The sequence below is a fragment of the Rickettsiella endosymbiont of Rhagonycha lignosa genome, from assembly GCF_964031165.1.
In the GTDB taxonomy this organism is placed as follows: domain Bacteria; phylum Pseudomonadota; class Gammaproteobacteria; order Diplorickettsiales; family Diplorickettsiaceae; genus Aquirickettsiella.
In genome coordinates, this window is the sequence record NZ_OZ035011.1 from 619,647 (window position 1) to 645,166 (window position 25,520).

Consider the following 25,520-nt stretch of genomic DNA (forward strand, 5'->3'; position numbering starts at 1 on the left):
GTATGGTAGCTATAGCACGGGGTTTAGAACAAAAACACGAACAAGATCCACGTAAGTTATTACGCGATACGCGTACGCTATCGCAACGTTTTGTTGATTTTTTCAAAAATCCTTCAGCAGTGACTATTTTACTGGTAGGTTTTGCTTCGGGCGCATTTTTTATTCCGGCGCTTGCTGACGTTATTTTTTTACTGGGTATTCTATCTTTTCTTTATGCCTATACACGTAAAACCAGTTTACCGTTTCGGATGCCGCAACGTTCGCATAAATTAGATCACAATGATTTAAAAGCTGGAAGTGATAAACCACAAAAAGCACGCGGTATTTGTTTGTTTGGTAATGAAATATCCAGTGGCGAGGAATTGTGGTTTAGCAACGATGACATGCGTACGCACTGTTTAATCTTTGGTTCCACCGGAAGTGGTAAAACTGAAGCGTTAATATCATTGGCTTTCAATGCATTGGTACAGGGTAGTGGGTTTATTTATGTGGATGGAAAAGGAGATAACAGTTTATTTGCTAAAGTTTTCTCTATGGCCCGTTCAATGGGGCGTGAAGACGATATTCTGGTCGTTAATTTCATGACCGGTGCGCGTGATATTGTCGGACCGCAAGAAAAACGCTTGTCAAATACGATGAATCCCTTTGCTAATGGTTCTTCGAGTATGTTATCGCAGCTCGTTGTCAGTTTAATGGATAGTAGTAGCAATACTCCCGATGGGGATATGTGGAAAGGTAGAGCGATAGTATTCGTAGAAGCGTTAATGAAATTGCTGGTTTATATCCGCGATCAAGGCGGAATTTTATTAGATGTTAACGTCGTGCGTAATTATTTTGAATTAACACGCGTAGAAAATATTGTTATCGATAAAATATTCCCGCGCGATGGTCAAGAGCCTTTGAGCTTGATGGATATACCCGAAGTCGTATTAGAGCCGATTACTAATTATCTGATTAATTTACCGGGCTATGATAAATCCAAAAAAGGAAAACAAGTCTCACAAGTATTAGAGCAGCATGGTTTTATTACCATGCAGTTAACCCGAGTGTTCGGATCCCTAGCTGATACCTACGGTCATATTTTACGAACTAATTTGGCAGAAGTGGATTTAAAAGATGTGGTTTTAAATCGACGTATCCTCTTAGTACTATTGCCGGCTTTTGAGAAATCACCTGATGAGTTATCTAATTTAGGTAAAGTAATTATTGCTTCCTTAAAAGCTATGTTAGCCGCAGGTTTAGGTGAGGAAGTGGAAGGAGATTACCGCGATATTATTGAACGTAAGCCCACCAATGCCTTAACCCCTTATTTATGTGTACTTGATGAGTATGGTTATTACGCAGTCCCTGGATTTGCAGTGGTTCCTGCGCAAGCACGGTCTTTAGGATTTTCCATTGTTTTCGCAGGCCAAGATTTACCCGCCTTTCAAAAAGCTTCTAAAGAAGAAGCGGCGTCGATAGGTGCAAACTGTAATATAAAACTTTGTATGAAATTGGAAGATCCATTAGAAACTTGGGATTTCTTTTCCAAAAGTGCCGGCGAAGCATGGGTCACTAAAGTTGATGCTTTTCAAACACGTGCAGAAAGTGTAATGAATAATTATGCGGATACACGCAGTGCTTCTTCAGAAAAACGCGCACGTATCGATTTGCTCGATTTAAAAGAACAACGAGAAGGTGAAGCACACATTTTATTTAAATCTAAGATTATTCGAGCACGATTATTTTATGCAAACCCACGGCCAGTGGTACGCATGCGACTGAATCAATTTTTGAAAGTGGGTCTGCCGACTAATCGCTATTTGTTAGATTTGCAATCACGCCTGCAAAGTTTTTGCTCAGTGACTGAGAAAGAACAATTTTCACTCAAAAAACTCGATGAGTCAGCCATTATTACCAAGTTGTCACAAACTTTATCTGGGCAAGCTGATCTCAGCCCCATTCAGGCGGCGATGTCCGCTTTATTGGCCTTAAATGAGCCTACAGAGAATAGTAGCGAACAGGAAACTCTTATAGAAGAAACTGCATCATTACCTGCAAATGAACTGAATATATTCACTCCTTTAACTGCGACACCGCAATTAGTGAGCCTGATGATGGTGGATAATCCGGATCAATTTAACGCAGCATTTCTAAAACGTTCTGTAATACAAAAGCAAGTTGCAGTGATAGAAAAAGTATCGGGTAAATTTGAAAAACATGCCAATAGTATCGCAACGGAAATTGTTCAGGATATGGCGCTTGCGACACATTATCCGCCTGCTTTGCATCATATCTTGTCAGGTGAAGAAGTGGCAAAGGATGTAAATAAATTGCTGTCAGCTATTAAACAGGCGCAAGCAGCGCGTGAAGAAAAATCATAAACGAGTTATTTATGAAAAATCGAATTTTTTTATTATTTATCTTTTTGTTGCTTGTCGGGTGTGCGAGCACCCCCAAAAAACCGCTCAGCCCAGCGGAGCAAAAGGCTAATTTGTTAAGTGCTATTAGTAAGGGCGGAGTACGTAGATTGGAAGTGGGTGATGAATTAAGATTAATTCTTCCAAATAATTGTTTTTTTATTAAAGGAACTGCACGATTAAAAGTCAGTGCATATCCTACATTAACTAAGCTAGTTATTTTGCTTAATCAAAGAAAAAATTTGGGTATTGATGTGTTGACGTTTACTCCAACGCCTGATTTACAACAAGAAACATCGGATTTAGCCAAACAACAGGCCTTAGCTATCGAGGACTATTTGTTAGACCATGGTTTAAATACACGAGTTATTATTGCTAGAGCCTGGGATAGAAAAGATCAAAGCGATGAACGCGGGGTGAGGTTTGACGGAGATCAACCACAAATCTTATCCACCGAGATAAGAACTCGCCATTTACACCCAGAAGACAGTGAGTGAAGGTAGCCGAGCTAAAGATTCCATTAAAATTTAGGAAATGAGCAAATAAATTATAATTAAAACCTTTTTTTGGAAAATTTAATGATGTATTTAAAACTAGCTTTTTTGACGGCTATTAGGTTATAGTTCGTTGAAATAAGGCCAAATTAGACAAGAAGAGGGTCACCGTGGGGAATCGGATTGAGTTGCTTAAATCGCGTAAAGGGTTTTATCGGCATAATTACAATCGAGTTTGTAGTGCACTCTTGCTGAGTTTATTGATTATTTTAATATTAAGTGCACTCGTTATTTATTTAGCTATTTTTTCTGCTACTCCTGATTTTTATGCAAGTTCTCAAGACGGAAAATTAACACGTTTAGTTTTATCAAATTTCTCTAACACGACGCGTACTTAATTAATAAGAATAATTTTAAAATTGAGATGACCATGAATGAAGATGCCTTACAAGTCGTTAAATTGCGTAACGAATTTTATCGAGATAATTATAGAAAAGTTGTCGCCGCTTTAATGTTCAGTTTTTTCGTAATGTTGATTTTAGCTGGCGCTTTATTTTATATCGTCACACATCCGCCTGAACCACGTTATGTCGCAATGACCCCTGATGGTCATATTGTCCCTTTGGTGGCGTTTTCACACCCGAATTTAAGTAATGCTGCCGTATTGGAATGGTCTAATACGGCGGCTACTGCAGCCTATAGTTATAACTTTGTAAATTATCGACAAGCGTTACAACAAGCCGCCGATTATTTTACGCCAGAAGGAAAACAAATGTTTTTTGCGGCAATAAAGAGCTCGAATAACTTGCAAGCTGTGATCAGTAAAAAATTAATTGTTTCTGCTGTGGCGACGGGCGTTCCGGTCATATTAGAACAAGGCTTATTAGCGGATCGTTATACCTGGAAAGTGCAAATCCCGATGTTGATTACTTTCCAAAGTGCCAGTCAATTTTCTCAGCAAGCAGTGACAATCACGATGTTGATTGTTCGTGTTTCGACCTTAACATCGCCACGTGGTATTGGTATTGCACAATTTATTGTATCTGGAGGCGGGGGTATAACCGGTTAACAGCTATGTATTTTTTTTCTGTTCAAACAAAAAAGCGACTGCGAACACTTTTCAGTTTTTTAGCATCAATAATATTAGTCAATCTATTGGCAGTGTCGATGGCAGCTGCAGAAAATTTAGTTAAACAAGACTCACCTCCTAGCAAATCATCAGACGTTGTTAATGATAACGATAAAGATTCAGTCTCAATTCAAGCGCTTAATAAAGCCGCGTTTGGAACAATGGCGCAAACGATGTTGCCGATGTCGCCGGAGCAAATAAAACGTTTAAGAGAACTTTTCAATCAAACCCAAGTAGCAGCGGTTACAACACCTGGTACGCCTCCACGTCCCACTATTTCATCTCAATATGTGAAATTAGAACCCGGTGCTACTCCTACGGTTATTCGTTTAGCGGAAGGTTATGTAACGACACTCGCATTTCTTGATTCCACCGGCCAACCCTGGCCTGTGGACAATTATGATATCGGTAATCCACAAGCCTTTAATATTCAATGGGATAAAAAAAGTAATCTGTTGATGATACAAGCGACTTCTTTATACAACGTTGGAAATCTTGCTGTACAGTTACGCGGTTTAGAAACTCCAGTGATGGTGACACTTATTTCTGGTCAAAAAGCAGTAGATTATCGAATTGATTTACGTATTCCCGGTAATGGTCCTAATGCAAAAGCGCTCTTAGGAAGAAATCTACCGCAAAGTGCTGATCCTGCGCTATTAAATATTTTAGAAGGTGTTCCGCCCGCAGGCAATACCGCCTTAAAAATTTCTGGTGGCCTCGCTCAAGTTTGGTTAGTCGGCGATCATCTTTATGTGCGCACGCGTTTAACCTTAATTTCACCCGCTTGGATTGCAACAATGTCGAGTCCAGATGGGATGAAGGCCTATGAAATGCCTAAAACACCTCTTATCTTGGGTTTTGAAGATGGACAGTCTATCCAATTAAAAGTTGAAGGATTTTAAATAATTTTATGAAACTTCAATTACAAAATATTACCAATTTATTTAAAAATATACGTACGCGTAGTATTATTATCGTAACAGGTTGCATACTTGTATTCGGTTTTTTATATGGTTTCCTTCATCTTACGAATAAAAAAACCGGAGATACTTCAATCCAATTGAAAGATTCTCCTGATATCCAATCTGTTCCGGGTGGTTTAACACAATCTCCTTCTGCCGACTATCAACGTTTACAAGCACAACAAAATCGTGAGCAAGCCGCTCTAGCCGAAAAAACCGGTGCTAGTTCAATCCCAACCTTATTGGATTCTAATCAATTTAATCAAAATCAAATTGGACAGAGCCTTAATGGCAACTCGCCTTGTCCAATGATGAATAATGGTTGTTCGCCGTGCGATGCCTGTGCAAAATATATGGCATGTGCAGGCATTCAGTCGACAACACCCCTGGTATCTTCTTTACAGCCCAGCCAATTGAAATCGGGAACCTTAATCTACGACACGCAAGGAAAAGTTATTGGCCATCTGGGAGTCGACGGCAAAGTAAGAGATGGTAATGGACAAATAATAGGACAAGTAGGACCTGATGGTTTAGTTCGATCCGAAGATGGCACCGTGATAGGGAGTGCAGCGGTCCCTGCTATGGGAGATCCAGTTTATGATGTGGCCGGCCGTTTAATAGGTACGGTAGGTCGAGATGGAAAAGTTAGAGATGCAAAAGGTCGCGTTATTGGCATAGTGGGTCCTGATGGCATTGTACGTAGTCTAAAAGGCGCAGTGATTGGTAAAGTAGTTGTCCCTAAAGCCAGTATTGTTATCCCCGCTTATGATAAAAAAGGCCATCTTATTGGTACAGTGGATGCCGATGGTAAATTAAAAGATGCTAATGGTCATGTTATTGGTGAAGTCGATGCCGATGGTACTGTGCGTAATGCTGAGGGTGATGTTATCGGTAAAACCGGTGTTAACATGGCCGGCGCTCCTGTTTATGATCCTGAAGGTCATTTGCTGGGTACTATCGGTACTGATGGTAAGTTAAGAGATGCCGCAGGAAATGTTATCGGTGAAGTTGATGCAAATGGTGTGGTGCGTAATCCTGCTGGAAAAATTATTGGGCATGCCTATTTAAAAGGAACCCATGAAAAAAGACAGGCTATTCCAGGCACGCCCGTTTATGACCGACAGGGCAAATTATTAGGGACGCTGGATAGCGACGGTGAAGTACGTAATGCACAAGGAAAGGTGATTGGTAAGCTCGATAGCGATGGTTTAGTACGTGGATTACATAATGAAATTATTGGAGAACTCGGTGCAACCGCACCTGGCACGCCTGTATATGATGATCAAGGTCACCTCGTTGGAACGGTGGGTAGCGATGGCATTGTTAGGGATGTACAAGGTAAAGCATTAGGAAAATTAGGTGCTGATGGAATGGTTCGCGATACGCAAGGCAATCCGATTGGCAGCATTACACCGCCACATAAAAATAATAATATTCCTTTAGCGTCAACAACCAATAGTGATAATGTAACTAATGCTGCTGTGAGCTTACTTCCAGATAATTCAAATAAACCCAACCCAGAACTACAAAGCATTTTAGATAGACAAGCGCAACAAATTTCAGCTCAGAAAGCCGATCAATTACAACAACAAATGCAGAGTTCGATGAGTACCCAAGCCAGTCAACTTTTTGCAGCTTGGGTTTCACCTAATCAACAATATGTGGCAGGAACTCCAGACTTAAATCGTCTTGGGGCGGGTTTAGGTGGCGCTTTGTCTGGATCGCCAGCACGCGCCATAGCCCCTGCAGTAAAAGCTGGGACAATTATGTATGCAGTACTTTTAACGGCGGTTAATAGTGATGAACCAGGCCCAGTGCTCGCTGAGATAGTACAAGGGAAATTTAAAGGTGCTCGTATAATGGGTACTTTAAGTAATCAAGGTCAAAAGGTTTTACTTTCCTTTAATACCTTAACGCTACCCAAATTATCTGAAAGTGTTGCAATTAATACCGTTGCGATTGATGAGAATACCGCTCGTACCGCTCTATCTAGCGACACCAATAATCATTATTGGTTACGTTATGGGACTTTATTTGCTTCCGCTTTCATCCAAGGTTATGGACAATCCTTTATTAATTCGGCACCCAACTATAATTTTTCTCTTTTTCCACCCGATAACTCTAATCAACCACAAAAAAATAACTTGTCCCCACGGGATAGAATTTTTGTTGGTTTAGGTCAAGTGGGCCTGCAATATTCATCGGTATTGAGAAATATATTTAATACACCACCGACAGTGAAGGTTTTTTCAGGAACACCCATGGGGATATTATTCCTTTCTGATTTAGCAGCATTACCGACGAGTTAATTTTATGCTTAAAATATTACCTACAGTGAGGCAATAATGGATAATAAAAACTATAATTCTGATGAAGAATACAAGCTTCAGGATTCAACAGCAGAATCTGCGTCACACTTTTCTGACGCAACGAATAATGCCGATCCAGCCTCTGCTATTCTGGAAAAGACACAACGTCACCATATTTTTTTAATCGTATTTATTATTTTTGCTAGTTTGGGCATTTATAAAATAGTAAGTACATTAATTCATAAAATGCATGCTACGTCTAAACCTAAAGTTGTCGCAATTGCACAAAAACCTGCAGTCCCGGTAATCCCAGCAGCTGTGCAAGCTAACATAGTGCTTGATAATCGCTTTAATCATATAGAACAAGAGCAACGTGAATTGCAAGCGCATTTGCAAACTTTCGATTCAGATTTAAGTGATATTCGATCAACTCTAGCGGATCTTAATTCGCGATTAACCGATATCAATGATCAAACTCAGCTACTCCATACGCAGCAAGAAGCTTTTTTGCAAAAACAACAAAAAGCAGAAATTAAACTCATCGAAAGAAAAAAATCCGCACCTAAACCTATTTATTATGTGCGCGCCATTATTCCAGGGCGCGTATGGTTAACCTTGCAGGATGGTTCGACATTGACTTTAGGCATGGGAGATAAATTAGCAGGTTATGGTGTTATAACAGCGATAGATCCTAGCCAGGGAACGATCACGTTAAGCTCAGGGGCTATTATTGGCTACAACCCAGACGATAGATAATTAATATGTTCTTATTTGAGGGCGACAACAATTTAATAAAAAAACACTGGAGGAATGCTTTTTTTCTCCTGTGGTGCTTGTTGCTGAGCGGATGTATTAGTGCCCAACATGCTGCGACTGCTGAATCTATGTTGCTGCATATGACCGATCAATTTCCGAATATTTATCGTCTAATTACCGCCTTAGCTTATTTGATGGGGATCGCTTTTATTTTTCGAGGTGTTTATCAATTAAAGGTGTACGGGGATTTACGTACCATGATGTCAGTCCAAACTAACTTTAAAGCGACAATGATGGTCTTTTTTGCCGGCACTGCATTGCTCTATGCACCGACTGCTTTTAACAGCATGATGTTATCGACCTTTGCGACCACCGATGTCAAGGATCCAATGAGTTATGTGCAGGCCCATGATATATCTACGCTATTAGCCTCCAGGGCAGTTTTGCTCTTTGTTCAATTAATAGGTACTATCTCGTTCATAAAAGGCTGGGTTAGCTTGACCCATACATCTAACCCCAATGGTAGAAGTTCCATGGGTAAAGCCGTTACGCATATTGTTGCTGGTCTTTTAGCGATTAATATCGAAGGCACAAAAGAAATACTACAAGCTAGTCTTGGCATGTAGTCGGTATGAATTGTATATAAACTATGTAAGTTTGGAGAGTTTAAAAAATGAATAATAAATTCCTTAGACCTAAGTTCATTCAGCGCGGTATAGCTTGTTTAGGCCAATTATCCCTTTGGATGAGTGCCTATTTTTATACCAGCGTAGCCTTAGCGGATGATGATAATTTAGGTAAGGTGGCTAGCACGATTACGGGTTCTTTTAGTCAACTTGCTCGATTGATTACCGCAGGTGCTTATATGGCGGGTATTGGTTTTTGCATGGCTTCGATGCTGAAGTTTAAAGCGCATAAAGATAACCCTACACAAATCCCTATTGGTACACCCATTGCTTTATTGTTTATTGGTGCCGCATTGATATTCTTACCGAATATATTCCGTATTGCCGGTTACACGGTTTTTGGTGGAACCAGTGGAGCAGGTGGCGTTTATGGTACGACTGGGCTTCCAGGAGAAGGTCAATAAAACATCTTGAGATCTTATGCGAGTTAGGGTGTTTATATACTACACCCTAACTTATTAGATCCTTATTATTAAGGAGTCTTTTGTTTTGAATGAGTCAAGCTAAAGCCATCATTTAGTTTACAATAGATGAATGATTTAAGGATTAAAAAATGCATGAAAAATAAGAAGGTGATTTTGGTTAAAAAATTAAGTGTCCAGCGATGCATATTCGTAGTTACAGTGATGCTGAGTAGCTTAGGTTACGCGTCAATAAGTAAAGCCGAGGTGCTGACATTAGGCGAAATGGCCTTAAAAATTACCCAATCATTTTATGGTTTATCGAAGTTGATTACTGCGGGTGCGTATATGGCAGGAATCGGTTTCGTGATGGCCTCAATGTTGAAGTTTAAAGCACACAAAGATAATCCGACGCAAATTCCGATAGGTACGCCGATTGCCTTATTGTTTGTCGGATCAGCATTAATTTTTTTACCGCATATATTTATTATTGCGGGTTACACAATTTTTGGTGGGACCAGTGGAGCAGCTGGAATATATGGTACAACTGGGTTGCCGGGCCTTTAAACGATGTATCCGATTAAATTGAATGTAAATCCTCATGGCTGGCGCCTTTTTATGCAACGTAAGCTGGATCAGCGTTTTGAGGAGTTTAGTCAAAAAATTTGGCAGCGAGATGAATTTACTTGTCAATTTTGTGGCTTACAATCAAAAAAACACCAAGAAATAGTTAATTTGGATCAAAATTATCATAACAATAAACTCTCTAATTTAGTGACGGCTTGTAGTTTATGCACACAATGCTTTTTTTTAGAGTCAGTTGAGACCTATGGTGGTGGGGTGTTAATTTATTTGCCTGAAGTATCGCAAAGTCATTTGAATGGATTTTGTCATTTATTATTTACGGCAATGAATAATGAAAGTAAATATAAAGAAACCGCGCAAAATGCTTATCGAAATTTAAAGTTACGTGCTGAAATTATTGAAGATGAATGGGGAGCACAATTGCAGCAACCCGCGATTTTCGGTCAGCTTATCATTGAATCTGAAAATAAAAATTTATTGGACAAGAAAATTTTTAGCACGATTCGTTTATTGCCTTCACGGGCAGGGTTTAGGTATCAAAATACAGATTGGTCACGTTCGATAACAACACTTTTACAATAAAAAAAATGCATGGCTAAATTTCTAGATTCATTTTTAGATGGAATAGATTCCTTTCTAGCTTGGTTAAGTACTTCACTTAAGCAGACTGTAGAATCCTATTGCGATTTAGAAACCGCCGATAGTCCTAATGTACTTGTTGCCCATGATGGCTCACTCATTTCAGTCATTCAGATCGTTGGAGTGACGCAACTCATAGGAACAACTGAATTTCAACGACTACATGAAGGATTAACACAGACCTTGCAAACCGCTCTGTCGCGTTCGGGTCACGCGCTGCAAGTTTTATTTCAATATGATAGAAATGCTGTTTCTGAACTACTAGAAGAAATTTTAGAACCCGGTAAACAAACCAGTCAACGTTTAAATTTAGATTTAAGTGATTTATTCGCTGAACGCATTAACTTTCTAGCAAAACATTGTGCTTCTGAAAGTGTGTATTTTGTTTGTTGGACGCGCCCAATGAGCTTAACCACAGAACAGTATCAACGTGCTAGCAAAGATAAATTAAAATTTATTCGCGAAAAAAAAATACCTCCTTCCATACTCACACAGAATGTTATTGCTGCTATTCCAGATTTACGCGACTCGCACGATGCATTTATTCGTTCGATACGCCATGATTTGGCTAATTTATATATTGCTGCCAATTTATTAGAAGTTCATGATGCACTGCATGCGATACGTTCGGTAGCTGATCCTGCTTTTACCGATAAAAATTGGCGTCCGGCATTACCAGGAGATAAAATTTCACTGAAAGAATATGACCGCTCTCGTAATACCATTTCCGATATTTTGTGGCCTTCATTGGCTCGTCAAGTACTACCCCGTGATGCCGAGAATTTGGATTTAAGGACGGTACGTTTTGGCGATAAGATTTATTCATGTGTTTTTATTGATCTGTTACCGAAAGAAATAAAAACCTTTAACTCCTTACTACAACGTACTTTATCGGCAAGAATTCCATGGCGCATTTCTTTTTTTGTAGAAAGTGACGGTTTACGTTGTATTAAATTACGATCGGTATTGGCAGCTATACTGAGTTTTTCTTCGGCGCAAAATCGCTTACTAAGCGATGCATATAATTTATTACAATACGTGGCTATAAATACCGATGATGCGGTGGTGAGATTACGCGTTGCGGCGTGTACTTGGGCACCCGAGGGTCAAATAGGTTTATTACGCACGCGTGCTGCAGAATTAGCTAAAGCCATCGAAGGTTGGGGCTCTTGTGATGTTTCTGAAGTTTCAGGCGATCCATTTGGAGGCCTTGCTTCAACATTGTTAGGTATATCCGCAGAAAGTGTCGCAACGCCGACTATACTTCCGTTTTCACAGGTCGTTTATATGTTACCGATTACACGACCCGCATCCCCTTGGAAAACAGGCGCACAATTATTTCGTAGTCCAGATGGTAAGCCATGGCCATTTCAGCCGGGTTCTAGCGAACAAACGACTTGGATCGATCTGATTTATGCGCGTCCAGGCTCAGGAAAATCGGTATTATCTAGTACCTTAAATTTAGCGCTTTGTTTGGCTGGTGGTTTACAGCGTTTACCACGTATTGCCATTATTGACATTGGTCCCTCGAGTAGTGGTTTAATTTCTTTATTGCGCGAGGCTTTACCGGTCGTTAATCGGCATTGGGTGGCCTATCATCGTTTACGCATGACTGCGGATTATTCGATTAATCCATTTGATACGCAACTAGGTTGTCGTTATCCAACACCGCAAGAACGTAGTTTTTTAGTTAACTTTTTAACATTATTAACGACGCCGTTAGGTGCGGTGAAGCCTTACGATGGTATTTCCGATATGGCCGGCTTGGTCATCGATGAGCTTTACAAAAACTTAGCGGATGAAGGCATGCCTTATCCTTACACGATAGGTATTGAACCCTTGGTTGATGGAATTTTAGAAGAAATGGGTTTTATTCCTGATCAACGTACGACATGGTGGGAAGTTACTGATGCTTTATTTATTTCTGGATTTCCGCATGAAGCTATGTTGGCACAACGCTATGCCATGCCTTTACTTGCTGATGCAGCGGCTATTTGTCGTACACCTATCATCGAAGATCTCTATGGGAAAATAACCGCGCCAACCGGAGAAAGTTTAATTAACGCCTTTGCACGGATGATTTCCAGTGCAATACGTGAGTATCCGATTTTATCCCGCGTGACCCGTTTTGATTTGGGTGAAGCAAGGATAGTCTCATTAGATTTAGATGAAGTGGCAAAAAGCGGTGGCGATGCTGCGGATAGACAAACAGCAGTGATGTATATGTTGGCACGTTATGTATTAGCGCGACATTATTATTTAAGTGAAGAAAATTTAAGTGATATTGCCAGTCAATATCGAGATTACCATAAGCAACGGATTGCCGAATTACGCGAAGATCCTAAACGCATGGTATTCGACGAATTTCACCGTACCTCAAAAGCTAAAGCCGTTCGTGATCAAGTGATAGTGGATATGCGTGAGGGTCGTAAATGGAATATTCAAATTGCATTACTTTCTCAATCCTTAGATGATTTTGATGAAGTGATGGTAGAGTTTGCAACCTCTATTTATATTATGGATGCGGGTCCTGCTCAATCGGTAGAAAAATCGGTAGAAACCTTTGGTTTGTCACCCACCGCTAAAATTGCATTGCGAACACGTGTACACGGTCCCCGTGAAGGTGGGGCTACCTTCTTAGCACAATTTGCTACAAAAGAAGGTATGAATACCCAATTGTTAACCTTAACCTTAGGCCCTATCGAGTTATGGGCATTTAGTACTACGGTAGAAGATGTTAATTTACGTAATCGACTTTATCATCATTTAGGGCCGGTTGAAGCGCGACGCGTATTAGCACGTTTGTTTCCCAATGGTAGTATTAAAAAATTAGTAGAAAGACGTTTAGCAAGCATAAAAGAAGAACAGGGTGTCATCACTGAAGATTCTAGTTTAGGAATTATCGAACAAATTACCTCTGAAATTCTGGTTAATTACAACAAAGATCCAGAATTATCTACACTACCGGTCACTTAACAACATTAACAACAAGGATGTGTCACTATGATGATGGACAACCAGGATAGTAGTTTTGTTTTTTTACACGAAGAAGAAGTCAATCAATCTAAGCATGAAGCACTCCGTCATATCCGTTTTGGAAATAATAGTTTAGATAAGCAATTTGAGCGTGATATTGAATTAATGAGTCTAGCGATTGTGCAGAGTGGTCCATCCGAGCAAGACAAAATTAAAGCCGATATTTTATTAAAAAGTATGCTGTTATTATTCTTTGGGCGTGTCTGTTATCGGCATGTTTCCGATCAACGTTTCTATCCTTTTAATACATTAAACGCTTATTTCAAACAATCTAAGTTAATGCATTTTCCTATTGCAGCTATTTTACTACATGGGAGTCGGGCGCTGATAGAATTCCCTTCCGAGATCGCACCTGCATTAATAAATTGGCTTATCATTGACAAAAGTAGTTGGCGTTATCTGGCAACGCATGGCATTAGTGCATTAACAGAAGCTGAGGGGATAGCAAAAAATTATCCAGAGAAACAACCGAAGTTTCCATTACGGAAATATTTAAAGGAGCAAAAAGTCAGTAGTACACACGCTGCGATTAACTTATTATCGAATTCTATTTCAGGATTAAACACTTATTTTAATCTTACTTCCACTGCGCATTTGCAAAATAAAATGGATAGTGCTGAACATTTTGGCATCAATTTAGCATTGGGCGGGGTTGGTAACCAACATTTTGCTTCAAAACATATTATTCAAAATAATGGTGAAAATGGTCATTTATATATTAATGTTTATCAAGGTCTGACTCAACAATCTGGATTATTGTTAGGCATAGAACAATCAGCTCCAGGAAAACCTGATCAATACGGTGGCAAGCATGATTTAAGTGTAACTGATAAAGCTTATAGTGCTTCAGGAGGAGATTTTTTCTGTAAAAACCCCGTTTTGCCAGAAATATATCAAAAAGATTATCGTGGATTAACTCTTCTACCTTTTGCTAATTATTATGATAATTTCTGGAATTTTGTAACAGAAGATGCATTTGCTTTAATCAAAAGCAATTTCGAAAAGTGCAAATGTTTATTAATTTTATTAACACAAGAAAAAAGTCTTGCATTTATTAAGGAAATTCTTACAGCAGTGGGTGGCGCCAGCCAAAAAGACTTTAATATATTGTTTGCTAGCTATTTTCAAGAAATTCCACAAATTAAAATAAAAATTAAACAGAGCAATGCATTAGATCAGTTAAAAACTCTACAACAGCAAATCCAGTTATTAAAAATTGAAAAACAAAGGCTAGAAAGCAATGCTAAAGCTGATTTGTTGAGTATGAAAGCAGAAATACAATTGATAAAAAATACTATAAAAAACCAACCGTATAAAGAATTTACTATCCTTAGAGAACAGTTACAAATCTTAGCCATTAAAAAAAACAAGTTCGAAAAAAATAACCAAGAATTGTTTAATGAATTAATCATACAACGTGAACAAACCCTTCAATTGCAAAATGATAAACAAACTTTATTATTAGCGAATCAAACACATAGGTTTATGCATGCTGTAATTAATCAGATGGGTTGGTTTGCCAATATATCACAGAAAAAAAAGATCTTACAGGCTTTACAGGAAAAAATGCAGGCGCATCAAATAAACACAGAACAACTAAAGTATTTGTTAATAAATTTTATCAGTGTCAGTCTAATCAATCGATTTTATTCTAACACTGAAACCCATACTGCAAAAGCATGTTTATCGTACTTAAACGATCCGGAATATCAATCCTTAGCAGGATTTTTTGAGATGGGTTACCCCATTCAGTATAAGGATTTACTAGACTTGGTGTCTAAAAATCGATATAAATTTTATCAAAAAGAAAGCTCGAGAGAATATCAATTTGATGAAAATAATTTCCGCCTAGCAACACAGCAAGTCATGTTTTAACTAAAAGTTATTCAGAAATAATTTTGGGATTGTTTGTTGTTCTTACTGTGTTAAATTAGTAATATGAGTGTTGTTAATTTTATTAAAATAAGTCTAAGGAAAGATAATCTATGTTTGAAAATGATTTAACAATTAATGAAGAACTTTTATTACGTCGACATGCAGCTAAAGGTGAGCTTGAAAAAGTTCAAGACATTTTAAATCGAAATAAAATAAACCCAAATTTTAATATAAATGCGCAAAGTTCAAATGGGAATACGGCCTTGCATTGGGCATGTTCTAAAGCAGTAGAAAATGCTAATGGCTACTCTAAAGAATATAGTAAAATTGTTCAATTGCTTATTCAGGATGATGCCGATCATCGAATAAAAAATAAACTTGGACAAATACCGCTGGATTTTTTACAGGGTTTGCATGTAACAGTGCCTGGACCTGAAGGGTCTTCACACAAAGGATCAACTGAAAATTCCTGTTATTTCGAATTTATAAGCGCACTATTAAGAAAAGAATGCGTGAAAATTACTTTGCCTGAAGAACTTGAAGGGGAACTGGCAGGAGAGACAGCCTTTTATTTCATTATTGATTCACTAAAACTAGCTGATTTTTTACCGCCGGATGAGCAACAAGAGACGGTTACCATTCTAAGTTTAGCGTGTGGTATCTCTACCGAAATTCTACCGCTTATGCTGTATTTTCAATATCAAAATAAAAAAATAAACTATGTTGGGGTAGATAACAATGATGCCATTATCGAGGATAATAAAAAAAGATATGCGGCTTACGAAAATATACAATTTATCTGTGCAGATGCTGCCAATCTCGATGAAATAACCACGCAAATTGTTCCGAATTCTATCGATATGGGAATACTGCGTAATGGTGACTTTACCGAACTCCGTAATAGGCAGAACATATTTTGCCAAATAATCGATGAAATATTTCCAAATGTTTTAAAACCTAACTTTCCATTGTTAGTAAGTTTTCAAACTAAACAGGAGTTAGAAATATGTACGCAAAAAACTCAAATTATTCAAAATTTTAAAAAATTTAAAGGTAATAATTTTTGTGATATTGGTTCTCTATGTCTTATTTCTGGGCAGTATCAAAATAAAACAGTGTTTAGTTATTCGGATAGATATACAGCTATTTTAAATTTAGAAAAAATCAATGAGCAGGAACAAATGCAAATAAGACAATTTTCTAAATAAGCTTAATCTTGAATGATTTCGATGCGCAATGCATGGATTTCTTTGCGCATCGTGTCACCTAAGGCAGCATAAACAAGTCGGTGGCATTCAACTAAGGGTTTATTTTGAAACAATGGCGACGAGATTCTCACTGCAAAATGACCGGCGCCGGCATTGGCATGGCCGATGTGTTGATCACCTTCGTCAATGATATCCAAAAAAGTGGGTGCGAGCGCCTGATAGAGTTTTTTTTGAATTGTGGCAGTGGTATCGTGTGTAGAGTTATTTTTCATGTTTTTTCATCGGATCGAATATAACGCGCCAAATAAATAGCTTGCACGAGTATAAATACAAACGTAATCCCCAACAAGCCAAATAATTTAAAATTCACCCAGGTATTGGTATCAAATGTATAAGCGACCCATAAATTAATACCGCCCATTAAGGTGAAAAATATAATCCAATTTCTATTTAAAGATGACCAAAGGTGAGCAGGTAAGACCACATTAGTTTCTAGCAAATGCTGAATTAACGGTTTTTTTCCAAAATATTGAGTCACTAATGCGCTGCAAGCGAGTAACCAATAAAGAGCAGTGGGTTTCCATTTAATGAATAATTCATTATGCAGCAATAAGGTGCCTCCTCCAAAGAAGAGGATGAGGACTAAGCTAATAAGTTGTATACTAGGTACAGTACGGTGCTTAATCCAGTAACTGATGACTTGTAACAAACTGATAATAATAGCAGCTGCGGTTGCTACATAGATGCCAAAAAGCTTGTAAGCGATAAAAAAGACCACTATGGGCAGAAAATCGAAGAGTAAGCGCATGAAATGAAGGTAGTAGAAATTCGATAGTATCTTAGTATACCCCCAGTTGTTGGGTTTCTGTCAAGGTGCTGCGAACTTGTTTAGGAAAGGGTTAATAAAGTGAGCCAGTTTCTCAAAATTCATCCAGAAAATCCCCAGCTGCATTTAATACGGTTGGCAGCGAATACGTTGATGAAAGAAGGAGTAATTGTTTATCCGACTGACTCCGCTTACGCTTTAGGCTGTCAATTAGGTAACAAAAAAGGCTTACAGAGGATTAGGCAAATACGTCAACTAAAAGATCAACATTGCTTGACTTTACTGTGTCGTGATATTTCAGAAATGGCACTCTTCGCTCAACTAGAAAACCCTATTTTTCGTTTAATAAAAGCCAATACACCGGGTCCATATACTTTTTTATTGCCTGTTACCTCACATGTACCACGCTATTTAATCAATTCGAAACGTAAAACCATCGGTATAAGAATTCCCGATAATAAAATTGTCCATGCGCTCTTAGAAATGATCGATCAACCCTTAGTGAGTACGACCTTGATTTTGCCCGATACCGATTTACCTTTAATCGAACCAGAAGCGCTCAGTGACATTTTAGGTAAGCGCGTCGATTTAGTGATTGATGGAGGTTTTTGCGGCTTAGAACCAACCACCGTGATTGATTTATCCACCCATACACCAGAAATTATTCGTTGTGGTAAGGGAGATATTAAGCCATTTCAATCTATTTAATATATACTCTTTGCACTCGAATTTTTGTCTGTGTTGCCGCTCAATTCTCAACCCTTTTACGGCACTTGCCAAAAATCCAATTGCTGTGACTATAAAAATTAAGAGTAATTTATGAAAGTTCGTACTCGTTTCGCACCTAGCCCCACGGGTTATTTACATATCGGTGGTGTTCGCACCGCATTATATTCCTGGTTGTACGCAAAAAAACAACAAGGACAATTTATTTTACGTATTGAAGATACGGATACTGAACGATCGACTGCAGCAGCGACCGATGTTATTTTACAAGGCTTGGAATGGTTAGGTTTAGATTATGACGAGGGTCCAATCTTTCAAAGTCAACGTTTAGCCCGCTACCAAGAAGTCTTAGAGCAATTATTAAAAGAAAATAAGGCATATCGTTGTTATTGTTCTAAAGAACGCTTAACTGAATTGCGCGAAAAGCAATTAGCTGAACATCAAAAGCCCCGATATGATGGTCATTGTCGGAACCGATCGGCGATATTACCTCATCAAAGTTATGTTGTGCGCTTTTGTAATCCTTTAAACGGTGCAGTCATTGTTGACGATCAAGTCCATGGCCAAGTTATTTTTCAGAATAGTGAATTAGATGATTTAATTATTGCGCGCAGCGATGGCTCGCCCACCTATAATTTTACTGTCGTCGTTGATGATAATGATATGCATATTACGCATGTGATACGTGGCGATGATCATTTAAATAATACACCAAGACAAATCAATATATTATTAGCGTTAGGTGCAAATTTACCCGTGTATGCCCATTTACCGATGATCTTAGGTAGTGATGGTAAAAAGCTGTCGAAACGAACCGGCGCAGCCAATATTTTACAATATCGAGATGAAGGTTATTTAAAGGACGCGGTCTTAAATTATTTGGTTAAATTAGGTTGGTCCCATGGCGATCAAGAAATTTTCTCACGCACAGAAATGATTGAGCTTTTTGATTTGCATCATTTAAATAAAGCGCCCGCTGCGATTAATCCCGATAAGCTCATTTGGTTAAATCAGCATTATTTAAAGACTGATGACGCAAAACAAATTGCACTATTATTAGCTAAAGAATTCCAGCGCTTAGCGATTAACACCGAAAATGGACCTGATTTAATTGACGTGGTGGTTTTGCAACGTGAACGTGTAAAAACTTTAGTTGAAATGGCTGAGAAAAGTATTTATTTTTATTTAGCTCCTCGCTTGGATAAACTGACTATTTCCGAGGATGTTCTGGCTGTATTGAGAATTTTACAAGATCGTTTTCAAGCAGTTAGCGTTTGGACAGACGAATCAATACATACAGCATTAATTGAAACAGCTGAAGCGCTTTCTTTAAAATTAGGCAAAGTTGCACAGCCTTTGCGTTGGGCCATTACAGGTGGCAATATATCGCCACCTATGAACGCGACATTGCATTTACTCGGTAAGAAAAAAGTTTTAGCCCGTTTGCAAACTCTGTTGAATTGACGCTGTTTAGTCTTATAAAAGCTGAAAATAATTTGACAGATTTTTCTTATTCAGCTTAAAATGCCCATCATTGGGGCTATAGCTCAGCTGGGAGAGCGCTTGCATGGCATGTAAGAGGTCAGCGGTTCGATCCCGCTTAGCTCCACCAATCAAATCAAACTCCACTCAGCTTAATGTTTTTTGGAAACTCTCCTATAAAATTTTTGCAGAAACTGTACCTTTGATATAACGACAGTCGGATGTAAGAGCTTAAGCTTACCTTTTAACGTATTTCATGACGGAGAATCTTATTTAAATAAAATACTTTTTTTTATTTTAAAAATACGATACCCTGCGCAAACAATAAATATATTAAAGAGATAAAAAAGCTAATACCTTGTTAAAAGGAAAACTTAATAGATAATAAAAAGGAATTTATTATGTTAGACGCATCTAAAATAAATTTATTAAAAAAAAATTCTACCAATTCTACTATTCAAGCAGATACACATCTTCCAAGCACATCAGAATTTTTTTTTCAAAAAATAAAATATTTTTACACTAATTCGCCAATAAATTTTTCGTTTTTTACAGGTTACCGATATATTGGAATACCGCGATTATCCGGTAATCCTATCGTAGGCAGATTAAAAGACTTTTCGTCAGAAGAAGCAGCATGGAATGTTATCGATCAAGCCGCTAGGCTTGCTACACAGCATGCTTCCGGTATGTGCTATTTTTGGATAGCGAATAAGCTCATTCTTTTGATAACAAAACCTCAGCATATTAATGAGTGTTTGATAAAAAATAAAGATAAAGTTTCTCCCAATAGAGAAATTATAACGGCTGTATTTGGACAAAATATCGCAACAAAGGACAAAGTTAAATGGTTAGAAAAAAGAAAGTTATATAAAAGATATTTTTCTGAGAAAAATTATCTCAAACACTCTGAGCTATATACGCTTGATTTAATGGATAAGTTCTTTCATCAAATACAATCTTCCGGTAGCTATGCCGAGGATATTAAGCTGTTGCTTAATGATTTAAGTTTGTTGGTTATATTAGAGCGATTAACAAATACATCGTCGGATTTTGCTATAAAATTAGATGAATTATCTTCCTGCATTAACGAAGTAGCTAAGCATATAACACACAAAAATAATTTTTTAATAACTATTTCAAAAACATTTATTTATTTATATTTAAATAATAAACCCCCCGTTGATTTTAACGAAATACGTTTAAAATTTAAAAGCGATTTAAATCGGTTATTTTATCCCCACTTAGATAGGCTGCGAAATACAACTAATTTCCTTAATCTCTTATGGGAAGCTGAAGCAGATAAAAATCCTTTTGAATTTATGGAAGAGGTTGCTGCCGATAGTGGTTTATCTTTATTGGCTGCACGCCAAGGAATTGCAACCTCTTTACTTTTTATTATCAAGCTTTTAGCGGCTCATCCCGAAAAAGAAAAAAAACTAAGAAAAGCCATTAATGAATCTCTAGGAGAGCTTGATGAGATAAGTGTAGAAAATGTTAATAAAATAGAATATTTAGACATGGTTATAAATGAATCTTTAAGATTATATCCAACATCCCGTATTCTTTTGCCACGTTCTGTTGAAGATAATTTTTTAATTGGTGGATTACCCTTGTTTAAAGGGGATCAAATTCTTATTTCTCCCTATATTACCCACCGCTTAGGTCATTTTTTTAAACAACCGGTACAATTTATCCCAGAAAGGTTTGATAAAAAAAATAAAGACAAAATTGAATCAGGATCGTACCTACCTTTCGGAATCGGGGCTCATAATTGTATTGGTCAAAAATTATCGATACAAACCATTAAATTATTTTTAACCTCCATTTATAGGAAAAACCATATAGAGGTTATGGATAACTATTTCCCAACTTCAATCAAAGAAAATGTTGTGAAAACAAAGTTTTTCACTAAAATTCAGCTTGTTTCAACGAATGATTGTGAACAAAAAAATGCCTCTAAACCTCATGTTTGAATGAAAAAATTTATGAAGCATAGTTTATTTAATAAGAGAAAAATTCGGAGGAATAATTACTTTATAAAAGGATAAAACGATGGAAAAATATGCGCTAAAGGAATCTCAAGATTCAAATAAAAATAGTGGAAAAAATGTAGCTTTAAAGTTTGACCTAGGAGAGCTTATCACTACAAGATATGGAATAACACAAAGAAGAGGGCACTTTGTATGCTTAAACCCTTTTTCGCCAATTAATTTTATAAAAAAAAATGAAAAAGAACTAGCAGATAAAAAAGTTATATGGGAAAAGGAAATTACAAAAATAGGCTTTATGCAAAAAGGAGATTTTTTTTATAAAAATTTTAATAAATTAAATGCTTTAACCTTTTCTACATTACTTATTCCGGATAAGCCCATACAAAATTTAAAGTTTCTCTTTTATTTTTTAATCGCTTTATTTGCTATCGATGATTTTTTTGAAGAGGTAAAAGCGGATGAAAATTTAAATAAAATTGTAAAAATCCTTATTGAATTTGCTCAAGGCAATTCCGAGATGATTTTGCAGACTCATTATCAGACGCTATGTGCTCGTTGTAAATTATTGTCACCTTTATGTAAATTATTAACGAGCCTTCATCATGAAGCCCGGCAATTTAATTTAGATACTTCTTTTTTTACTAACTCTTTAATTCAGCATTTATATAGCCAGCAATTAGAGTTAAATTATTTTTTAGAAGAAAAATTACATCCTTTCTGTAAAGAAGATTACTTAGATACTCGATATTTTAGTTCGGGCGCTTATATTACTCAAGAGGTTATTAGTTTGATTAGAGGAATAGTGCTGTCTAAAGAGATAAGATTACACCCCGCTTTTATAAAATACAGAAATGAAATTTGTTTACACACTATTCTCGTCAATGATATTTTTTCCTTAGAAAAAGAAGCAGCCAATGAAGAAATATTTAATATGATTATTATAAAACAGGAAAAATATTCTTTACAAACTGCATTTAATAAAACACTGGATAAATTGAATAACCTAGTGATCAAGATAAAAGATAGCGCAAATAAATTAAAAGAAATATTTAAGGACGATTCGAATGTAGAAAAATTTATAAAAAGCACCTTTCAAATGGTCGATGGAAATATACTGGGCCACAAGGAATCTAAACGCTATGGTGATATTGCTTTTGAGGTTGTCGAGCTTCCTGAGATGGTATCTTCTAAATCTATTTTTTTTCAATACCCTCTAAAAGGCCGTTACGATCAGGAAAGTATTTCAAGCGTTTTTAACTCGCCGCAAACTCAACTGAATAAATAATTTGTTGTTTATCAGTGATTATCTTACCGGACATAGCTTTTTAAGCAAAAATAACTTATAACTACTTATAAGTTTTTAGCTGAGTTTGTTTAAAATCTTAACAATTTAATAGCCGAGCAAAACCATGAAACAATTGTTGATAACCCTAACTGCCTGTTTACTTCTAGTTGCTCAAATTACTTACGCTAAGGATCAATTTCTTATTGTTTGTGCACCATCGACGCAAAAAAATCCTGCAATACAGCAAGCAGATAAATGGTATCGCGATTCAGCAGAAAAAAAAGCCAGTTATCGACAGGTGTATAACATTGGATCGGCTTATGTGAAACAATGGGTAGAACAGCATCATCCTAAAGCCAAAACTTGGGGTGTGGTTTTGGATATTGATGAAACAAGCTTAGATAATTCTTGGTATTTTTATCAATGTGCTAGTTTAGTGGAAAAGCCAGCAGAATTTTCGCATTTTGTGACTATTCCGCAAAAATCAGTGGCTTTACCAGGCGTTGTTGCATTTACGCGATTAGTGCACGAATTAGGTGGTTATGTGACGTTGATTTCTAATCGGGATGGTTCTTATATTGATAAATCTGGCATTACCGCGTTGCAAGCCACCCTTAATAATTTAAAACAACAGCATGCTACTTTTGATCAAGTTATTTTAGCCAATAATAAACAATCACAGCATCCAGCCAATAAAAATCCCCGTTTCAATGCGGTGATACACGGCTGCTATGATGAGCATGAGATGGTTTGGTCTAATAAATTACCACCTCATCAAGTGATTGCTTATTTTGGTGATAACATCCAAGATTTTCCTGAGTTTAAGCAAGCAACAGAATATGCTTTACCCGATAGTGCACCACAATACGATAAATTTGGTCAGGGTTATTTCATTTTACCCAATCCTTTATATGGTAGTTGGCAAGCCAATCCTTTTAAATAATTTTCATTAGCTTCGATTAGCTATTGTTTTATAAATGCCAATAGATCCTGATTAACTTGGTTTTTTAACGTCGAACATAAACCGTGTGGTGCACCCGGATAAATTTTTAACGTGGAATCTTTGATAAGCTCAGCTGTAAGTAAGGCTGAATTTTTGATCGGTACGATTTGATCAGCATCCCCATGCATGATCAAAGTGGGTATATCAAATTTTTTTAGATCGGTCCTAAAATCGCTTTCGGAAAATGCTTTGATACAATCAAAGACAGCTTTGAAGCCAGCTTGCATGCCTTGTACCCAGAAAATATCCCGCTGACCTTGAGAAACTTTGGCATCGGGTCGATTAGCACCATAGAAGGGTGCAGAAAAATCTTGGAAGTACTGTGAACGATCCGCTAATACATTGCAGCGTATATCATCAAATACTTGCATTTCGAGCCCATTAGGATTAGTGGCAGTTTTTAGCATAAACGGAGTAACTGCACCAATAAGCACAGTTTTTGCTACCTTTTTTGTTCCGTGTCGACCAATATAGCGCGCAATTTCACCACCACCGGTAGAATGACCGACATGGATGACATCATTCAGATCAAGTTTAGTAACTAATTTTGCAAGATCATCGGCATACGTATCCATATCATTACCTTTCCAGGGTTGGCTGGAACGACCATGACCACGACGATCATGTGCAATACACCGATAGCCCTGTTCGGCAAGAAATAACATTTGGTCTTCAAAAGCATCACCATTCAGCGGCCACCCATGACTAAATACGATTGCTTGACCGCTTCCCCAATCTTTGTAATAAAGTTTGATGTCAGCCAAATTTTCTTTGCCCACTTGAATGTAACTCATAGTAAACTCCTGTAGCGAATCAATAAGCACATAAAAATGCGCTTGTGAATGTTACTTTCCCAAGCTTTTGGTAATGGGTCAATTATTTTTTCTAAATTTTTTATTATTGAATAATCTTCGCTATGCAAGCGGCACGTGCGGCGGCATGGGGATGGATTGAACTTTTCGCTATACAATTAACATAAGATTTCGCATATTGATCAAAGACTTCCTTTGCTTTACAAGGACACAAACTAACTAGCTGCTGGACAAATTTCCGACTACCTATTTCAAAATGTTGATAATCAATCGGATAATCCCAATAGCCACCCCAGCCAATGAAACCATTTTCAGCAAAGATATCAATTGCATCTTCGGCCATGCCGCTACGAAACTGTTTTTTGGGTCGGTAATTCAAACGGTTGATGGCTTGCTGCGCAGATTGGGCAGGTAAAATAGTCGCATGACCTTGATCGTCAAACGCAACATACGGATTTTGTAATGGATTTAAATCGATTGCAACACCGTAAGCATGTAAAGACCAATCCGAACCGCCGGTTATGGGTCGGCCATTAAAGGCAGAAGTATTATTATCGTTCATCGACGCATTATCATCACCGTTATATTTTTCCATCAATAACGCTTTGTTAATTGGGAATTTTCGATGATATAGCGTATCAAAAATGATTTGGGTATGTTTGGCTAGCACATCGAGTACAACGACTTGGCCTTTATCTGTTTGTCCAGTAAAATTGATGATAGGGAAATTAACGGTTCTTAAGCGTTCACAGGAAACAGGATTTTTGTTAGTAATTACCTGCCGAGCTTGCATTTTTTCACATTGCTTTGTACTTATTGGTAGGATGCTAGCCATACTGGGAAGAATCAGACTGTTTGTGAATATCCATGCAGCAAAAAATTTTAATATTTTGTTTAGCATAATGATGCATTC

23 protein-coding genes and 1 tRNA gene are annotated in these 25,520 nt (G+C 37.5%); 20 read left to right on the forward strand and 4 right to left on the reverse strand.

Going from position 1 to position 25,520, the window contains the following annotated elements:
- The first annotated feature begins 2 nt into the window (after positions 1 to 2).
- The 14 genes from AAHI99_RS02855 to AAHI99_RS02920 all read left to right on the forward strand — a co-directional run bounded on the left by AAHI99_RS02855 (position 3) and on the right by AAHI99_RS02920 (position 16,479).
- A complete protein-coding gene (locus tag AAHI99_RS02855) occupies positions 3 to 2,363 on the forward strand; it encodes a TraM recognition domain-containing protein (protein WP_342228167.1) in 2,361 nt (786 codons plus the stop codon).
- Between the two features lie 11 nt (positions 2,364 to 2,374).
- Entirely contained in the window at positions 2,375 to 2,896 is a 522-nt protein-coding gene (locus AAHI99_RS02860; RefSeq protein ID WP_342228168.1) for an OmpA family protein, read from the forward strand.
- A gap of 167 nt (positions 2,897 to 3,063) precedes the next feature.
- A complete protein-coding gene (locus AAHI99_RS02865) occupies positions 3,064 to 3,291 on the forward strand; it encodes a type IV secretion protein IcmL (RefSeq protein ID WP_342228169.1) in 228 nt (75 codons plus the stop codon).
- 32 nt (positions 3,292 to 3,323) lie between these two features.
- The gene (locus AAHI99_RS02870) at positions 3,324 to 3,962 is read left to right on the forward strand and encodes a type IVB secretion system apparatus protein IcmL/DotI (RefSeq protein ID WP_342228170.1); all 639 of its coding nucleotides are present in this window, start codon (positions 3,324 to 3,326) and stop codon (positions 3,960 to 3,962) included.
- 98 nt (positions 3,963 to 4,060) lie between these two features.
- Positions 4,061 to 4,924: a DotH/IcmK family type IV secretion protein gene (locus tag AAHI99_RS02875; RefSeq protein WP_342228171.1), complete on the forward strand. Its 864-nt coding sequence runs from the start codon at positions 4,061 to 4,063 to the stop codon at positions 4,922 to 4,924.
- 8 nt (positions 4,925 to 4,932) lie between these two features.
- Positions 4,933 to 7,293, forward strand: coding sequence for a TrbI/VirB10 family protein (locus AAHI99_RS02880; protein ID WP_342228172.1), 2,361 nt, complete (start codon positions 4,933 to 4,935; stop codon positions 7,291 to 7,293).
- Positions 7,294 to 7,329: 36 nt separating this feature from the next.
- The gene (locus tag AAHI99_RS02885; protein ID WP_342228173.1) at positions 7,330 to 8,049 is read left to right on the forward strand and encodes a hypothetical protein; all 720 of its coding nucleotides are present in this window, start codon (positions 7,330 to 7,332) and stop codon (positions 8,047 to 8,049) included.
- A gap of 5 nt (positions 8,050 to 8,054) precedes the next feature.
- Positions 8,055 to 8,675 (forward strand): hypothetical protein, encoded by a 621-nt coding sequence (locus AAHI99_RS02890; protein WP_342228174.1) that lies wholly within the window; start codon positions 8,055 to 8,057, stop codon positions 8,673 to 8,675.
- 119 nt (positions 8,676 to 8,794) lie between these two features.
- Positions 8,795 to 9,139, forward strand: a complete 345-nt coding sequence (locus AAHI99_RS02895; RefSeq protein WP_342228345.1) for a type IV secretion protein IcmD — start codon at positions 8,795 to 8,797, stop codon at positions 9,137 to 9,139.
- 222 nt (positions 9,140 to 9,361) lie between these two features.
- Entirely contained in the window at positions 9,362 to 9,703 is a 342-nt protein-coding gene (locus AAHI99_RS02900; protein WP_342228346.1) for a type IV secretion protein IcmD, read from the forward strand.
- Positions 9,704 to 9,706: 3 nt separating this feature from the next.
- Entirely contained in the window at positions 9,707 to 10,303 is a 597-nt protein-coding gene (gene icmJ / locus AAHI99_RS02905; protein ID WP_342228175.1) for a type IVB secretion system protein IcmJDotN, read from the forward strand.
- Between the two features lie 9 nt (positions 10,304 to 10,312).
- The gene (locus AAHI99_RS02910; protein ID WP_342228176.1) at positions 10,313 to 13,336 is read left to right on the forward strand and encodes a type IV secretion protein IcmB; all 3,024 of its coding nucleotides are present in this window, start codon (positions 10,313 to 10,315) and stop codon (positions 13,334 to 13,336) included.
- Positions 13,337 to 13,363: 27 nt separating this feature from the next.
- Positions 13,364 to 15,271 carry a hypothetical protein gene (locus tag AAHI99_RS02915; RefSeq protein WP_342228177.1) on the forward strand — a complete coding sequence of 636 codons (1,908 nt, stop codon included), beginning with the start codon at positions 13,364 to 13,366 and terminating at the stop codon, positions 15,269 to 15,271.
- Positions 15,272 to 15,381: 110 nt separating this feature from the next.
- On the forward strand, positions 15,382 to 16,479 hold the full coding sequence (locus tag AAHI99_RS02920; protein ID WP_342228178.1) for a hypothetical protein: 1,098 nt from the start codon (positions 15,382 to 15,384) through the stop codon (positions 16,477 to 16,479).
- A 2-nt stretch (positions 16,480 to 16,481) separates the two neighbouring features.
- On the opposite strand, the gene AAHI99_RS02925 is transcribed toward AAHI99_RS02920, so the two are convergent.
- Together AAHI99_RS02925 and AAHI99_RS02930 are read right to left on the reverse strand one after the other, a co-directional pair.
- Entirely contained in the window at positions 16,482 to 16,751 is a 270-nt protein-coding gene (locus AAHI99_RS02925) for a BolA family protein (RefSeq protein WP_342228179.1), read from the reverse strand.
- Positions 16,748 to 17,287 (reverse strand): septation protein A, encoded by a 540-nt coding sequence (locus tag AAHI99_RS02930; protein ID WP_342228180.1) that lies wholly within the window; start codon positions 17,285 to 17,287, stop codon positions 16,748 to 16,750. Before AAHI99_RS02930 ends, AAHI99_RS02925 begins: the two co-directional genes overlap by 4 nt.
- 99 nt (positions 17,288 to 17,386) lie before the next feature.
- Here AAHI99_RS02930 and AAHI99_RS02935 point away from each other — a divergent pair, with 99 nt between their 5' ends.
- The 6 genes from AAHI99_RS02935 (at position 17,387) to AAHI99_RS02960 (ending at position 23,735) form a co-directional block, all read left to right on the forward strand.
- Positions 17,387 to 18,013, forward strand: coding sequence for an L-threonylcarbamoyladenylate synthase (locus AAHI99_RS02935; protein WP_342228181.1), 627 nt, complete (start codon positions 17,387 to 17,389; stop codon positions 18,011 to 18,013).
- 111 nt (positions 18,014 to 18,124) lie between these two features.
- Positions 18,125 to 19,495 (forward strand): glutamate--tRNA ligase, encoded by a 1,371-nt coding sequence (gene gltX, locus AAHI99_RS02940; protein WP_342228182.1) that lies wholly within the window; start codon positions 18,125 to 18,127, stop codon positions 19,493 to 19,495.
- A gap of 72 nt (positions 19,496 to 19,567) precedes the next feature.
- Positions 19,568 to 19,643, forward strand: a tRNA-Ala gene (locus AAHI99_RS02945).
- 271 nt (positions 19,644 to 19,914) lie between these two features.
- The gene (locus AAHI99_RS02950) at positions 19,915 to 21,489 is read left to right on the forward strand and encodes a cytochrome P450 (RefSeq protein ID WP_342228183.1); all 1,575 of its coding nucleotides are present in this window, start codon (positions 19,915 to 19,917) and stop codon (positions 21,487 to 21,489) included.
- 79 nt (positions 21,490 to 21,568) lie between these two features.
- Positions 21,569 to 22,792, forward strand: a complete 1,224-nt coding sequence (locus tag AAHI99_RS02955) for a terpene synthase family protein (protein WP_342228184.1) — start codon at positions 21,569 to 21,571, stop codon at positions 22,790 to 22,792.
- A 124-nt stretch (positions 22,793 to 22,916) separates the two neighbouring features.
- Positions 22,917 to 23,735 carry an HAD family acid phosphatase gene (locus AAHI99_RS02960; protein ID WP_342228185.1) on the forward strand — a complete coding sequence of 273 codons (819 nt, stop codon included), beginning with the start codon at positions 22,917 to 22,919 and terminating at the stop codon, positions 23,733 to 23,735.
- A gap of 20 nt (positions 23,736 to 23,755) precedes the next feature.
- Here the strand turns inward: AAHI99_RS02960 and AAHI99_RS02965 are convergent, their stop codons facing one another.
- Together AAHI99_RS02965 and AAHI99_RS02970 are read right to left on the reverse strand one after the other, a co-directional pair.
- A complete protein-coding gene (locus AAHI99_RS02965) occupies positions 23,756 to 24,589 on the reverse strand; it encodes an alpha/beta hydrolase (RefSeq protein WP_342228186.1) in 834 nt (277 codons plus the stop codon).
- 103 nt (positions 24,590 to 24,692) lie between these two features.
- Complete coding sequence (locus tag AAHI99_RS02970) at positions 24,693 to 25,508, reverse strand: M15 family metallopeptidase (RefSeq protein ID WP_342228187.1); 816 nt, start codon at positions 25,506 to 25,508, stop codon at positions 24,693 to 24,695.
- Between the last annotated feature and the right edge of the window lie 12 nt (positions 25,509 to 25,520).

Excerpts from the sequence above, each read along its gene's own strand:
- AAHI99_RS02855 (WP_342228167.1), top strand. The coding sequence starts at position 3 with ATGGTAGCTATAGCACGGGGTTTAGAACAAAAACACGAACAAGATCCA.
- AAHI99_RS02860 (WP_342228168.1), top strand. The coding sequence starts at position 2,375 with ATGAAAAATCGAATTTTTTTATTATTTATCTTTTTGTTGCTTGTCGGG.
- AAHI99_RS02870 (WP_342228170.1), top strand. The coding sequence starts at position 3,324 with ATGAATGAAGATGCCTTACAAGTCGTTAAATTGCGTAACGAATTTTAT.
- AAHI99_RS02875 (WP_342228171.1), top strand. The coding sequence starts at position 4,061 with ATGGCAGCTGCAGAAAATTTAGTTAAACAAGACTCACCTCCTAGCAAA.
- AAHI99_RS02880 (WP_342228172.1), top strand. The coding sequence starts at position 4,933 with ATGAAACTTCAATTACAAAATATTACCAATTTATTTAAAAATATACGT.
- AAHI99_RS02885 (WP_342228173.1), top strand. The coding sequence starts at position 7,330 with ATGGATAATAAAAACTATAATTCTGATGAAGAATACAAGCTTCAGGAT.
- AAHI99_RS02890 (WP_342228174.1), top strand. The coding sequence starts at position 8,055 with ATGTTCTTATTTGAGGGCGACAACAATTTAATAAAAAAACACTGGAGG.
- AAHI99_RS02895 (WP_342228345.1), top strand. The coding sequence starts at position 8,795 with ATGAGTGCCTATTTTTATACCAGCGTAGCCTTAGCGGATGATGATAAT.
- AAHI99_RS02900 (WP_342228346.1), top strand. The coding sequence starts at position 9,362 with ATGCTGAGTAGCTTAGGTTACGCGTCAATAAGTAAAGCCGAGGTGCTG.
- icmJ (WP_342228175.1), top strand. The coding sequence starts at position 9,707 with ATGTATCCGATTAAATTGAATGTAAATCCTCATGGCTGGCGCCTTTTT.
- AAHI99_RS02910 (WP_342228176.1), top strand. The coding sequence starts at position 10,313 with ATGGCTAAATTTCTAGATTCATTTTTAGATGGAATAGATTCCTTTCTA.
- AAHI99_RS02915 (WP_342228177.1), top strand. The coding sequence starts at position 13,364 with ATGATGATGGACAACCAGGATAGTAGTTTTGTTTTTTTACACGAAGAA.
- AAHI99_RS02920 (WP_342228178.1), top strand. The coding sequence starts at position 15,382 with ATGTTTGAAAATGATTTAACAATTAATGAAGAACTTTTATTACGTCGA.
- AAHI99_RS02925 (WP_342228179.1), bottom strand. The coding sequence starts at position 16,751 with ATGAAAAATAACTCTACACACGATACCACTGCCACAATTCAAAAAAAA.
- AAHI99_RS02930 (WP_342228180.1), bottom strand. The coding sequence starts at position 17,287 with ATGCGCTTACTCTTCGATTTTCTGCCCATAGTGGTCTTTTTTATCGCT.
- gltX (WP_342228182.1), top strand. The coding sequence starts at position 18,125 with ATGAAAGTTCGTACTCGTTTCGCACCTAGCCCCACGGGTTATTTACAT.
- AAHI99_RS02950 (WP_342228183.1), top strand. The coding sequence starts at position 19,915 with ATGTTAGACGCATCTAAAATAAATTTATTAAAAAAAAATTCTACCAAT.
- AAHI99_RS02955 (WP_342228184.1), top strand. The coding sequence starts at position 21,569 with ATGGAAAAATATGCGCTAAAGGAATCTCAAGATTCAAATAAAAATAGT.
- AAHI99_RS02960 (WP_342228185.1), top strand. The coding sequence starts at position 22,917 with ATGAAACAATTGTTGATAACCCTAACTGCCTGTTTACTTCTAGTTGCT.
- AAHI99_RS02965 (WP_342228186.1), bottom strand. The coding sequence starts at position 24,589 with ATGAGTTACATTCAAGTGGGCAAAGAAAATTTGGCTGACATCAAACTT.
- AAHI99_RS02970 (WP_342228187.1), bottom strand. The coding sequence starts at position 25,508 with ATGCTAAACAAAATATTAAAATTTTTTGCTGCATGGATATTCACAAAC.